The organism is Streptomyces sp. NBC_01268, from assembly GCF_036240795.1.
In the GTDB taxonomy this organism is placed as follows: domain Bacteria; phylum Actinomycetota; class Actinomycetes; order Streptomycetales; family Streptomycetaceae; genus Streptomyces.
This window is the reverse complement of record NZ_CP108454.1, coordinates 7286457-7299159: the sequence shown is the minus strand read 5'-3', so window position 1 is coordinate 7299159 and position 12703 is coordinate 7286457. Positions and strand designations below refer to the sequence as shown.

Here is a 12703-nt window from a genome sequence, read left to right as displayed (position 1 = left end):
CACGGTCCGGGTGGGGGCGCGGGTCGCCCCCACCCCGACCGTGCCGGCCGTGCAGGTGATTACTGAGGGTCCCGGTTGCAGCAGTCCGAGGCGGAGCTGGTGTAGCTCCCGCCGACGACCCTGCCGATGACGGTGCGGGGCTGCAGGTTCTGGAGCTTGAGGACGCTCATGTCGTCTCCTCCGTGAGGTGCCGCCGCCGACGGCAGCGGCGGGGCGGCTGCGCCACGGTCCGGGTGGGGGCGTGGGGCGTCCCCACCCGGACCGTGGCGGTCGTTCGGGTGATTACTGCGGGTCGTTCTTGCAGCAGTCCGAGCCGGAGCTGGTGAGGCTCACGGAGACGGCCTTGCTGGCGGTGGTGCGGGGCTGCAGGTTCTGGAGCTTGAGGACGCTCATGTCGTCTCCTCCGTGTCGAGTGCGCGGGAGGCGCACTGTGCTGGTGTTCCGTTGCCGTTCGGCGCCGAGCGACATGCGCAAGTCAACGCGATCCGTACGGAGGGCACATGGGAGCTCCGACCCCATAATTCGGCCGCGCGTCCCCCGCGAAAGGTGGGGGTGCGGGCGAGGGGAATGGTGGTGTTTCGGGGCCCGGGCGGAAGAGTGGGACCCATGGTGCCGCCGGCCGACCGACGGCACGGCGGCACGGCGGCACGGCGGCACGGCGGCACGGCGGCACGGCGGCACGGCGGCGAGGGGCGCCGGCGTACGCACTGCGCCGGGCGTGGGTGGCCCCTGAGACGCGCGGCCGGCGCACGGCCGAGGAGCGGCCGGGGCGCGGACGGCCGTCTGGCCGCCCGCCGGTTCGCAGGGTCAGCCCCGGCAGGTGTCCAGCATGGTTCCGAGCATGGCCTTCTCCGCCTTGGTCACCGTGAGGGCGTAGGAGGACTTCACCGCGGTCCAGGAGCGGGCGTACGCGCACCAGTAGCTCCGCGCGGGCGGCTGCCACTCGTCGGGGCCCTGGTCGCCCTTGGAACGGTTGGAGACCGCGGAGACGGCGATGAGCTGGGGGCGGGTGAGGTCGTTGGCGAAGGCCTTGCGCTTCTCCTGGGTCCAGGCGTCGGCTCCGGAGCGCCAGGCGTTGGCCAGGGGCACGGTGTGGTCGATGTCCAGGCCCGAGGCCTTGGTGAAGGTCCTGCCGTCGTAGACGCTGGTCCACGTGCCGGAGACGGCACGGCACTCGGCGTCGCGGCGTACGTCGCGGCCGTCGCGGGCGAGGACGGTCTCGCGGGTGTTGCAGTCGTCGCCCTGTTCGGCCCAGTGCGGGAAGCGGTCACGGCTGTAGCCGGTCATCGAGCCCTGGGCCGCGACCTTCAGGCGGGCGAGCCGGGCGCGGGCCTGGGCGGCGGTCGGGACGCCGGGGAGGGTGCCCTCGGTGGTGCCCTTGCCGTTGTCGGACGGGGTCCGCGGGGCGGGCGCCGTGGGCCTCCCCTTGGCGTCCCCGGGCGCGGTGCCGCCGCCCTGGCCCGTGCAACCCGCGACGGCGAGCAGCGCCGCCACCACGGATCCCGCTATGTACGACCGCTTCTGACGCCCCATGAGCAGGATCTTCCCTCCGCCCGACACTGGTACGCACGGCAGCGTACGACGTGGGGGCCGCGGCGCCCGGCCGCGGCCCCCACGGGTCAGGCGGGGTACTTCACGTCGGCCGTGTAGCCGGCGCCGACGAGACAGTCGCGGATCTCGTGGCGGGGCGCCGCCGTTCCGGTCCAGCGGAGGAAGCTGGTGTCGTCGTTGCCGATCGCCTTGGTCATGTCGATGAAGCGGCAGCCGTCGTAGAGCACCTTGCCCGCGGTGGTCGGCGTGCTCCCGGTCGCCACCTGGTGGGAGCCCATCAGGGCGCAGTCGGTGTAGCGGACCATGGGGCCGCTGTTCCCGATGGCGTTGAAGGCGTAGGTGTGCGCCACGGCCCCGTCCGTCCACGACTGGTGGCTGACGGCCGTGTCGTCACAGGACACGAAGGTGATGGTGCCCTTGTGCCAGCGGGAGTCGATGACCTTCTGGTTGGCGTTGTGCAGCTCGAAGCGGACGCCCTGGACGTACAGGCGCGCGACGGAGTCGGCGCGGGTGGTGGCCTCGGAGCCGAGCTGGAAGAAGGTGCCGGCCGCGGCGCCGTCGGTGAGGATGTAGGAGCCGCCGATGAAGTTCATCGAGCCGCCGCGGTTGTTCTTCACGAACACCCCGGACTTGAACTCGACCTTGCACTCGCGGAACCAGAAGTTGAGGAACTGGTCCTGCTGCGTGGCCGTCGGCTTCATCCCCATGACCAGGAAGGCCTCGGAGTAGCTGCCGCCGATCTGGCAGTGGTCCCAGCCCATCTCGCTGTTGAGGTCGGACTCGGGCAGCGTGTGGTCGGGCGAGTCGACGGGTCCGTCGAGCCCGATGCCGCGCTTCCAGCTGCCGCGCCACTCCACGTCCGTGTACCAGGTGTCCTGCACGCCGTAGCCGCCGTCGGTGGAGTAGGCGTAGCAGAAGCTGGAGGTGGGGTTGTTGCTGGTGAAGGTGAGCCCGGAGATCCGGATGTTCTTGTAGCGCCGGTAGTTGGTCCACAGGGTGGTGTCGTCGGTGGTGGGCGCGTACACGATCCGGGAGAGCCGCTTGCCGTACCCGGTGATCGACAGGCCGTCGACGATGCCGCCGTTGCCCTTGCCGTCGATGCCGGGCAACAGCGAGTCGGGCTGGGTCAGCAGGTAGTTGCCGGGCGGGATCACCAGCACCTTCTTGGGGATCGCCCCCGAGATCGCGCCGGGCTGGAACGAGGCGAGCACCTCGGCGGCGGCCGCGCGGAAGGCGGCGTCGCTGGGCGTGGCGCCGGTCGGGTCGGCGCCCTTGCTGATGACGTCGACGCTGTACGGGTCGTCGCCCGCACCGGCGGCGTACGCCGGGGTGCCGCCCATCGTCACGGCCCCGGCGGCGGCGCCGACGCCCATGGTCGCCACGCCGCGCATGACGGAACGTCTGTCCATGTGCCCGTTGTTTCCGGTCATTCACTGCCCCCAAGTGTCATGATCGTCCGAAAGAAGGCACATCCGATCATGGCTCCGGTACGGGTGCAAGGCCGGTCCCCCGCGTTCTCGCGCGTAGGGTGCCGGAATGATCGTGGTTCCCGAGGAGTTCGTGCGGAGCACCGTCGCCCGCGAGGGCGGGCCGGGCGCGGCGTGGACGGACCGGCTGCCGCTGCTGGTCGCCGACTTGCTGGCGCACTGGGACTGCGTCCCGGACGGCGCGGTGCTGCACGGGGGCGTCGGCGTGATCGTGCCCGTACGGCGCCGTTCCGGGGAGCCGGCCGTGCTCAAGGTGTCCTTCCCGCACCCGGGCAACGTGCACGAGCCGGACGCCTTCGCCGTGTGGGGCGGCCGGGGGGCGGTCCGGCTGTACGCGCGGGACGACGAGCGGTTCGCGATGCTCCTGGAGCGGGCCGGGACGTCGACTCTGGCCGCGCTCCCGGACGGTGACGAGGTGGCACGGTTCGCGGGCGGGCTCGGGCGCCGGCTCGCCGTGCCCGCGCCGCCCGGACTGCCCCGGCTGAGCGAGCGGGCGGACGCCTGGGAGGAGCAGCTGCGGCGGGACGCCGGCGAGCTGGCCCACACGATGCCGCGCCGGGCCGTGGACGCCGCCCTGGCCACCGTACGGGAGCTGGGACGGGTCCAGCCGGACACCCTCGTCCACGGCGACCTGCACGCGGGGAACGTCCTGCGGGCGGAGCGCGAGCCGTGGCTCGCGGTCGACCCCAAGGGGTACGCGGGGGATCCCGCCTACGACGGCGGCACGTTCCTGAAGACGCACGCCCCGCGCCTCGCGGCCGCGGACGACCCGCGCGCCGCCGCCTTCCGGGTCCTGGCCGGGTACGCGGAGGCCGCCGGGCTCGATCGCGACCGGGTGCGGCGCTGGGCGCAGTTGCAGGTGGTGCAGACGGCGTTCTGGGGGCGCAGGCACGGCCTGCGGAGGGCGCGCGGCGGGCCGGAGCTCGACGGTCTGATGGTCCTCGCGGACCGGTTCGCGGAGTTGCTCACGGACCCGCGCTGACGCGGCCGGTCCGCCGGTTCGTCCCGTTCCCTTCGCGATCTTCCGCTATCCCGGCGAATCCACCACTTTGTTGCCTGGGTAAAGTATTTGCCAAGACGCCCTCCGCCGTGGGGCGCCTCCGTTCACGCTGCCCGTCCGCCGAGGAGAGCCGTCGTGCCCGCTGCACGCATGAGTCGTACGCCCCTGCCCGGAATCGGGGTCCGCTACGACCTCACCACGCGCGAGGACCGCCGCCTGTCGGTGGTCGCGGGCCGCGACGGGAGCCGGGTGCTCAACGCGTACCGGAGCGACGATCCCGACGAATGCTCCTTGTCGGTACGGCTGACCGCCGGAGAGTCGGAGGCGCTGATCGACGCGCTGATGCCGTCCCACCACAGTCCCAGCCTGCTCTCCACCACGGACCTGGGCCTGGTGGCCGAACGGATCGAACTGTCCGCCGCCTCCCACTGGAGCGGCCGCCACCTCGGTGAGACCCGCACGCGCACCGAGACCGGCGTCTCGATCGTGGCGGTGCTGCGCCGGGCGGACGCCGTGCCCTCCCCCGGACCCGACTTCCGGCTCGCCGGGGGCGACACCCTCATCGTCATCGGCACCCGCGAAGGCGTCGACGCCGCCGCCCTGATACTCGGAAGGGAGTGATCCATGCACTCGTCCGCCGTCTTCCTCATCGAGTTCGGTGCGATCATCCTCGGCCTCGGCCTGCTGGGCCGGCTGGCCGGACGCCTGAAGTTCTCCCCCATCCCCCTCTACCTCCTGGCCGGCCTGGCCTTCGGTGAGGGCGGGCTGCTCCCGCTCGGTGCGAGCGAGGAGTTCGTGGCCATCGGCGCCGAGATCGGCGTCATCCTGCTGCTGCTGATGCTGGGCCTGGAGTACACGGCGACCGACCTGGTCACCAACCTCAAGACCCAGTACCCGGCCGGTCTCGTGGACGCCGCCTTCAACGCCCTGCCCGGTGCGGTGGCGGCCCTGCTGCTCGGCTGGGGCCCGGTGGCCGCCGTCGTCCTGGCCGGTGTCACCTGGATCTCGTCCTCCGGCGTCATCGCCAAGGTCCTGGGCGACCTCGGCCGGCTCGGCAACCGGGAGACCCCGGTGGTCCTGAGCATCCTGGTCCTGGAGGACCTGGCGATGGCCGTCTACCTGCCGATCGTCACGGCCCTCCTCGCCGGGGTCGGCCTCGCCGCCGGCAGCGTCACCCTGGCCGTGGCGCTGGGCGTCGCCGGGCTCGTGCTCTTCCTCGCGCTCCGCTACGGGCGCCTGATCTCCCGCTTCGTCTCCAGCGACGACCCCGAGAAGCTGCTCCTCGTGGTGCTCGGACTCACCCTGCTGGTCGCGGGGGTGGCCCAGCAGCTGCAGGTGTCCGCCGCCGTCGGCGCGTTCCTGGTCGGCATCGCGCTGTCCGGCGAGGCCGCCGAGGGCGCCCACCACCTGCTGAGCCCGCTGCGCGACCTGTTCGCCGCGGTCTTCTTCGTCTTCTTCGGGCTGCACACCGACCCGGCGAGCATCCCGCCGGTCCTGCTCCCCGCGCTCGCGCTGGCCCTGGTCACCGCCGCCACGAAGATCGCGACGGGCTACTGGGCGGCCCGCCGGGCCGGGATATCCGCCAAGGGGCGGTGGCGGGCGGGCGGCACGCTGGTGGCACGCGGGGAGTTCTCGATCGTCATCGCGGGGCTCGCCGTGTCCGCGGGCATCGAGCCCTCCCTCGGACCGCTCGCGACCGCGTACGTCCTCATCCTCGTCGTCCTGGGCCCGCTGACCGCCCGGTACACCGAGCCCCTGGCCACCCGGCTGGGCCGCCTGTCCCGGCGCGGGCCGGACGCGGAGACCGTCGCCGCACCCTCCCCCGGGACGCCCCCGAGGGAGGAACGGCTCGACCCGGTCGGCGACGGGTCGTCAGGCCGCGTGTCCTAGCGGCCGACCGGCGGACGTGCGGACGGGCATCTCGGGCAGCGCCCGCCAGCGCACCGGGACGTCACGCATGACCAGGACGGAGTCCAGGGTCGCGCTGCCCGCCGGGAAGCGGGCGGGGTCGTCGAAGTAACGGGACCGGGCCGCGGTGACGCGGCCCGGTTCGACGCGCCAGGCGTCCGTGTGGAGCTGCATGCCGTCGAGCGAGCAACCGGAGCGGGTCTCCGACCAGCCCTTGCTGCCCGTACGGAAGAAGGCGGAGGCCTCGTCGAGGCCGGCGAACAGCTCGCTGCCCTCCAGCCGTTCGGTGACCCGGGCGGTGACGTCGACACCGGTCTCCCCGTCGCGCGACGTGTAGGCCACGCGCAGGGTGTCGGCGGTCTCCCGCACCTCGAAGTCGGCGTGTCCGTGCTCGCCCGGGAACACCCGGCCGCCGGCCCAGCGGTTGATCCGGGAGCCGGTGTCGCGGCGCGGGATGTAGACGCCGGTCTCGACGCCGTCCGGGCCGTCCCACTCGACGGCGATGCGGTGGGCCGCGTTCTCGCTGCGCAGCCCGACGGCGGCGGGGGCCCAGGCGGGCCGCACCGAGCCGAGCCGCAGCAGGCAGATCCCCGCGACGGCGTGGCCGCGCACGAGCTGCGGGCGCAGCGGGGCCGGGAGCAGGGGGGCGACGGCTTCCGGGGCGACCCGGTAGTTGACGAGGAGGCGCCGTTCGATGACGGAGGCGAGGCGCGGGGGTCTCATGCGTTCTTCTCCTGTTCGCGGGCGTCGCGGCCCGTGCCGCCGCGCCACTTGGTGTGGCGCAGGACGATCTGCTCCGGGCACACGGCGCTGAGGAAGCGCCCCACGCTCGCGGCCAGCCGGTCCTCGACCAGGGTGTAGAGGATCCGGTTGCCGTCCCGCCGCTCCGCGACGAGCCCGGCGCCCTTGAGCACGCCGAGGTGGCGGGAGATGGAGGGGGCGCTGATGGCGAAGCGGCTCGCGATCTCGCCGGCGGCGAGCTCGCCGCCGGCACGGAGGTCTTCGAGGATCTGACGCCGGGTGGGGTCGGCGAGGGCGCGGAACACGCCCGCGTCGTCGTCCGGACCGCGCGGGGACTCGCTCGGTGGTTCGGTCACGGAGATCTTTTTAGCACTTTGGCTAAGTAGCTAACAACGGAACCCCGAGCCGATGTCCGGATCTGCAAGTCGCATGACATTGCCGCCATCGGAGCGGGTTCGTAGCGTGGAGACACGGCACCGGGCCCTCGCCCGGACCCCGTTCCCACTCCTATGCCCTCCGGAAAGAGCACACCCATGTCTGCCACCACCCTGCGTGACCTCAACGGCTTCGACGACACTCCCGCCTCGCCGGCCGGTGCCACGCTGCTCCTGATCGACTACCAGAACACCTACACGCGCGGCGTGATGGAGCTGGACGGGTGGGAGGCCGCCCTCGACTCCGCCGCCGGGCTGCTGGCCCGGGCCCGGGCGGCCGGCGCGAAGGTCGTCCACGTCGTCAACGACGGCGGCGAGGGCACCCCGTACGACATCCGGACCGAGATCGGGCAGATCCACCCCCGGGTGGCCCCCGTCGAGGGCGAGACCGTCGTCGTGAAGACCGTGCCGGACGCCTTCGTAGGCACCGACCTGGCCGAGCACCTCGACGCCGCAGGCACCAAGGACCTCGTCGTCGCCGGGTTCATGACCCACATGTGCGTCGCCTTCACGACCGCCGCAGCCTTCCTGCGCGGCGACCGCCCCACCGTCGTCGCCGACGCCTGCGCCACCCGGCCGCTGGCCACCGCCGTCGGCGAGGTGACGGCCGAGCAGCTCCACCGGAGCGCGCTCGCGACCATCGGGGACCTCTACGGGGTCGTCGTCCCGAACGGGGCCGCGCTCGGCGGCTGAGCCGGGCGGCGCGGAAGTCCGGGAGCGGCACGGGGGTCCGCCCCCGGACTCACTCGTGCGCCCGTCGGGCGCACGGGGTCACCGGCTCACGCGCTCACGGCCGCTGGAACCTCACCTCGGGGTGCAGCGGGCTCGGCCCCGCGAGGAGCGGCTGGGGCACGCCCCGCAGGTGCCGGTCGAAGAAGGCCCCCACGTACGCGCGGGTGACGGCGAGTGCCCGATCGGCCGGGATGTCTCCCGCGGGCAGTCCGAAGTGGCGCTGGAGCACCGGCCCGTCGGAGAAGCTGAAGTGGTCGGCGCCGGCCACCGTCAGCCAGCGCTTCCAGCCGCCGAGGACCGGCCAGGTGGCGTCCCAGGTGGCGTCCTCGCCGCCCGGCCGGTGCATGTCGTCGTCCGTGCCGAGCATCAGGAACGGACGCCCGCCGAGCCCCTGCGCGGGCAGGGTGTCCCAGAACGAGCCGTCCATGTTGACGCCCGCGTCGATCCGCCGGTCCAGGAGCATCGCCGTGGCGGCACTGGCCCCGCCGATGGAGTGGCCGGCCATCCCGATCCTGCTCCGGTCGATCGCCGCCGCGTCCTTCCACACGGGCCGCGGGCCGGTCAGCCGGTCGAGGAGGAAGCGCATGTCCGCCGCGCGCGCGGCGGTGACGACGCTGCCGTGCACCCCGCCCTCGTCGAGGGCCTTGCAGGCCACGCAGGTGAGGATCCGTCCGTCGGGCACGGCGGTGCCGGAGGTCTCGTAGGCGTGGTCGACGGAGGCCACGACGTAACCGCGCGAGGCCAGGTCCACGGCGAGGTTGGTGAGGGTGAAGCGCGGCACGCCGAAGCCGGGCGAGAGCAGCACCAGCGGGTGCCGGCCCGGCGCGGGCCGTACGCCGGTCTCGCTGTACGCGTCCATCCCGGCCAGCGCCCGCGCCGCCGCCGGGTCCTCGACCTCGACGCCCGCCAGGAGCAGCCGGGCCTCCGCCTCGGTCGCGTACGGGGCCGGGGCGCCGTGCGAGCGGCGGGCCGCGGGGTAGTGCAGGGTCACCATGAGCTCCCGGCCGTCGGCCGTGGGCACCCAGGGGTCCTTGCGGGAGCGGTCGACGAGGTGCAGGACAGTGCTTCCGACCCGCTCCGTGCCGGTGGGCGCGGGCAGTTCGAGCGGGGCGGGCGCCGGGACGGCGGCGGGCTCGTGGACCGGCCGCGGCGCGGTGGCGGAGGACGCGCCCGTGGTGCGGGGCGACGCGGCATGGGCGGGCAGCACCGTCGCGGGTAAGGCGAGGGCGCAGGCGAGGAGGGCGGTCGCGGCCGCCCGGGTGGGTGTGAGCATGGGGACGACGCTACGTCGGCGGGCCGCGCGCCCACGTCAACCCACGGTCGGACCCGTGACCGGGGGCGTACACCGGAAGTCTGATCGTTCCGCGTACGCTCACGACGCTGCCCCATGCGACGAGGAGGACCCATGAACGCCGACGCCGGAGGACAGCAGCAGTTGGACGCGGCCAGCGTGCTCAACGCCCGCACCACGCTCGTCAATCTCCTGGCCCGGGCCGGGGTCTACTCCGGCGACGCGGAGGAGCTGATCGGTCTGGTCGAGGCCGGCGCCCTCGCCCTCGCCCACCAGGAGGTCGACGGGCTGGCGCACACGGCCCCGCGCGGCGCGGACGAGCGCTACGGCTCCGGCTGGCTCGACGGCGCCCGGGCCGCCGCCGACGGCCTCGGCGGGATCGCCGAGCAGGCCCTGCGGCAGGCCGTCGCCGCCGGGGTGCCGGACCGCACCGCGGACGACCGGCCGCTCGTCGGCCGGATGGAACTGGAGCGGGTCAAGGTCGCGGTCCTGCCGCTGTACCTGTCGTTCACCGACGTGTCCGACCTCGACCCCGAGGCCACCGACCAGGTCCTCAAGGCCGTCCTGGCGACGCTCACCTCCCGGCAGCGGGCCGGATACCCCGGGCGGATCACGGAGTTCACCACGCTCCACCGCACCCGTCTCGAGCGCCTCTTCGAGGATTACGGCCCCGGCAGCGCCATCGCGATCCACGGCCGGTACTCCCTCGTCCACTCCCCCACCAGCCTCGCCGTCCTGGAGCGCCTGCTCGGGGACCCCGCACCGCTGCGGGCGGAGTGGGACGCGGCCGAGCTGCCGCCCGCGTGGCTGGACGGGCTCATGACGGCCTGGGAGCGGTCGGCCCCGACCGGGTGACCGTCCGCCGCGGCGCCCCTCCACGTGGTCGGCGGCGCGGGGGTCCGAAGGGGGCCCCGAACAACGTCGGCGGCATGCGAAACGCCGCGCGGCGGTGGGCCGGGACAATTCCCGGTCCACCGCCGCGCGGCGATGATGCTGATCTGGTGTCCGAGGGGGGACTTGAACCCCCACGCCCGATAAAGGGCACTAGCACCTCAAGCTAGCGCGTCTGCCATTCCGCCACCCGGACGGGTGTGTCGTCGACCGCGAGTGTTCCCTGCGGCGACGGAGATCAATCTACCAGGCTCGCGGGGTGCCTCCCCACAGCGTTCCCCATGGTCAGCCCCATGATCGGCACCGCGCCCGGCGACGCGGTCGATCATGGGGCCGACGCACCGATCGGCCCCATCGAGGCGCTGAGTGTGTTAGGCTCAACGCGTTGCAGTTGTGGTACCCATGAACTTGGCGTCTGACGGGAATACTTCTCTTCTCTTCGGGCGCATTTTGTTTTCCGGCATCTCCGGATGGGGCCTCTGCCTACAGAAGGAGAAAGTCATGGCACAGGGAACCGTGAAGTGGTTCAACTCGGAAAAGGGCTTCGGCTTCATCGAGCAGGACGGCGGCGGCCCGGACGTCTTCGCCCACTACTCGAACATCGCCACCCAGGGCTTCCGTGAGCTGCAGGAGGGCCAGCGGGTCTCCTTCGACGTCACGCAGGGCCAGAAGGGCCCGCAGGCGGAGAACATCGTCCCCGCCTAATCGCGCCGGTCGATATCTGCTCACCGGGGTCCGCACCGATTCGGTGCGGACCCCGGTTTTGCGCTGTTTTCCAGGAAGGTAGTCCCCCCGCATGTCCCGCAAGGCCCAGAAGCCGAACCGGCGCGCCAAGTCGCCCCAAACCTCCGCGGCGCCGCCGAGGGAGTTCCGCCTGCCGGAAAGCACGACCCCCGCACTCCCTCCCGTCGACGACTTCGCCGCCCTCGACATGCCCGCCGGGCTGCTGAAGACGCTCACCGCGCAGGGTGTGACCGCGCCGTTCCCCATCCAGGCCGCCACGCTGCCCGACTCGCTCGCCGGCCGTGACCTCCTGGGCCGTGGCCGTACCGGCTCGGGCAAGACCCTCGCGTTCGGTCTCGCGCTGCTCGCCCGCACCGCCGGTCAGCGGGCCGAGCCGAAGGCCCCCCTCGCCCTGGTGATGGTGCCCACCCGTGAGCTCGCCCAGCAGGTGACGGACTCGCTGACCCCGTACGCCACCGCGGTCAACCTCCGGCTGACCACCGTGGTCGGCGGCCTGTCCGTGACCAAGCAGGCCAACGCGCTGCGGCGCGGCGCCGAGGTCCTCGTGGCGACCCCCGGGCGGCTCAACGATCTCGTCGAGCGCGGCGACTGCGTCCTGGACGACGTGCGCATCACGGTCCTCGACGAGGCCGACCAGATGACCGACATGGGCTTCCTGCCGCAGATCACCCGGCTGATCCAGCAGGTGCGGCCCGGCGGCCAGCACATGCTGTTCTCGGCGACCCTGGACGGCAACATCGACCGCCTGGTCCAGCGCTTCCTGCACGACCCCGTCGTGCACTCCACGGACCCGTCCGCGGCCTCCGTGACCGCGATGGAACACCACGTGCTGCACGTCATGGACGAGACCGACAAGAAGGCCGTCACCACCCGCATCGCGGCGCGCGACGGGCGGGTCATCATGTTCATCGACACCAAGCGGGCGGCCGACCGGCTCGCCAAGCGGCTGCTCACCGCCGGCGTCCACGCCGCGGCCCTGCACGGCGGCCGTTCGCAGAACCAGCGGACCCGCACCCTGGACCAGTTCAAGAACGGCCAGGTCACGGCCCTGGTCGCCACGAACGTCGCGGCCCGGGGCATACACATCGACGACCTCGACCTCGTGGTGAACGTCGACCCCCCGACCGACCACAAGGACTACCTGCACCGGGGCGGGCGCACCGCGCGCGCCGGCACCTCCGGCAGCGTGGTCACGCTGGTCCTGCCCGAGCAGAAGCGGGAGGTCTCCCAGCTGATGACGCACGCCGGCATCCGCCCCCGGACCACCCGCGTCACGTCGAGCGACCCGCAGCTGACGGACATCACCGGCGCCCGCGAGCCCTCCGGCGTGCCCGTCGTCCTGGAGGTCCCGCAGCCGACGCCGCCGAAGGCGGCCCGCCCGGCCCGGAAGTCCGCCCCGAGGACCGGCACCCGGACCGGCGGCGGCAGGACCGGCGGCAGGACCGGGGACGCCACGAACGACGGCCCGAAGACCCGCGCCACGGGCGGCCCCCGGACCGGCGCCGCCTCGTCCGACGAGTCCGGCACCCGGTCCCGTCGCCGTCGCCCCGCCACCGGCGGCGGTCAGAGCACCGGTCAGGGTGCCGGCCAGGGCGGCGACCGCCGGGCCGGTGCCCGCGGCGCCGGCCGCGGTGCGCCCGCGGGCTCCGGCCGCGGCACGTCCGCCGGCTCGGCCACCGGCGGCACCGGCGCCGCCCGCGGCCGTGGCGACTCCGCCCGCAGGGGCGGCCGCCGCGGCACCGCCAGCTGACGCACCGCCCTCCGGCGACGAAGCTCCCGGCGGCACGGGTCCTCGACCGAGGTCACCCGTACCGCCGGGAGCTTCGTGCTGTCACGCGTTCGCCACGTCCGTCCCCCGGACGCCCCGTCCGCTTGGTGCGGTGGAGCGCGGAACCCTAGCGTCGAATCGGGACGCAATGTCCCG

General features: G+C 73.4%; 14 protein-coding genes and 1 tRNA gene. 7 read left to right on the top strand and 8 right to left on the bottom strand.

Annotated elements, in window-relative coordinates:
• Positions 1–59: 59 nt before the first annotated feature.
• From OG309_RS32885 to OG309_RS32870, 4 genes are all read right to left on the bottom strand, one after another.
• Entirely contained in the window at positions 60–170 is a 111-nt protein-coding gene (locus OG309_RS32885) for a class III lanthipeptide (RefSeq protein ID WP_329426499.1), read from the bottom strand.
• 112 nt (positions 171–282) lie between these two features.
• A complete protein-coding gene (locus OG309_RS32880; RefSeq protein ID WP_329426498.1) occupies positions 283–393 on the bottom strand; it encodes a class III lanthipeptide in 111 nt (36 codons plus the stop codon).
• Between the two features lie 414 nt (positions 394–807).
• On the bottom strand, positions 808–1533 hold the full coding sequence (locus OG309_RS32875) for an HNH endonuclease family protein (protein WP_329426496.1): 726 nt from the start codon (positions 1531–1533) through the stop codon (positions 808–810).
• A gap of 86 nt (positions 1534–1619) precedes the next feature.
• Complete coding sequence (locus tag OG309_RS32870; RefSeq protein WP_329426495.1) at positions 1620–2960, bottom strand: hypothetical protein; 1341 nt, start codon at positions 2958–2960, stop codon at positions 1620–1622.
• Between the two features lie 127 nt (positions 2961–3087).
• On the opposite strand from OG309_RS32870, the gene OG309_RS32865 reads away from it, so the two are divergent.
• The 3 genes from OG309_RS32865 (at position 3088) to OG309_RS32855 (ending at position 5928) form a co-directional block, all read left to right on the top strand.
• Positions 3088–4020 (top strand): aminoglycoside phosphotransferase family protein, encoded by a 933-nt coding sequence (locus OG309_RS32865; protein WP_329426493.1) that lies wholly within the window; start codon positions 3088–3090, stop codon positions 4018–4020.
• Positions 4021–4188: 168 nt separating this feature from the next.
• Complete coding sequence (locus OG309_RS32860; protein ID WP_329426492.1) at positions 4189–4659, top strand: cation:proton antiporter regulatory subunit; 471 nt, start codon at positions 4189–4191, stop codon at positions 4657–4659.
• A 3-nt stretch (positions 4660–4662) separates the two neighbouring features.
• Positions 4663–5928 carry a cation:proton antiporter gene (locus OG309_RS32855; protein ID WP_329426491.1) on the top strand — a complete coding sequence of 422 codons (1266 nt, stop codon included), beginning with the start codon at positions 4663–4665 and terminating at the stop codon, positions 5926–5928.
• Here OG309_RS32855 and OG309_RS32850 read toward each other — a convergent pair.
• Together OG309_RS32850 and OG309_RS32845 are read right to left on the bottom strand one after the other, a co-directional pair.
• Positions 5911–6669, bottom strand: coding sequence for a DUF2071 domain-containing protein (locus OG309_RS32850; RefSeq protein WP_329426489.1), 759 nt, complete (start codon positions 6667–6669; stop codon positions 5911–5913). The two genes, OG309_RS32855 and OG309_RS32850, sit on opposite strands and share 18 nt — an antisense overlap.
• Positions 6666–7043, bottom strand: a complete 378-nt coding sequence (locus OG309_RS32845; protein WP_329426488.1) for a metalloregulator ArsR/SmtB family transcription factor — start codon at positions 7041–7043, stop codon at positions 6666–6668. The genes OG309_RS32850 and OG309_RS32845 overlap by 4 nt, the downstream gene beginning before the upstream one ends.
• Positions 7044–7220: 177 nt before the next feature.
• Here OG309_RS32845 and OG309_RS32840 point away from each other — a divergent pair, with 177 nt between their 5' ends.
• Positions 7221–7814, top strand: coding sequence for a cysteine hydrolase family protein (locus OG309_RS32840; protein ID WP_329426487.1), 594 nt, complete (start codon positions 7221–7223; stop codon positions 7812–7814).
• Between the two features lie 94 nt (positions 7815–7908).
• On the opposite strand, the gene OG309_RS32835 is transcribed toward OG309_RS32840, so the two are convergent.
• Entirely contained in the window at positions 7909–9126 is a 1218-nt protein-coding gene (locus tag OG309_RS32835; RefSeq protein WP_329426485.1) for an alpha/beta hydrolase family protein, read from the bottom strand.
• Positions 9127–9258: 132 nt separating this feature from the next.
• Between OG309_RS32835 and OG309_RS32830 the strand changes: the two genes are divergently transcribed.
• A complete protein-coding gene (locus OG309_RS32830; RefSeq protein WP_329426484.1) occupies positions 9259–9999 on the top strand; it encodes a hypothetical protein in 741 nt (246 codons plus the stop codon).
• A gap of 144 nt (positions 10000–10143) precedes the next feature.
• On the opposite strand, the gene OG309_RS32825 is transcribed toward OG309_RS32830, so the two are convergent.
• Positions 10144–10231, bottom strand: a tRNA-Leu gene (locus OG309_RS32825).
• Positions 10232–10536: 305 nt separating this feature from the next.
• Here OG309_RS32825 and OG309_RS32820 point away from each other — a divergent pair.
• Positions 10537–10740: a cold-shock protein gene (locus OG309_RS32820; protein WP_007502648.1), complete on the top strand. Its 204-nt coding sequence runs from the start codon at positions 10537–10539 to the stop codon at positions 10738–10740.
• A gap of 91 nt (positions 10741–10831) precedes the next feature.
• Entirely contained in the window at positions 10832–12529 is a 1698-nt protein-coding gene (locus tag OG309_RS32815; protein WP_329426482.1) for a DEAD/DEAH box helicase, read from the top strand.
• Positions 12530–12703 lie beyond the last annotated feature (174 nt).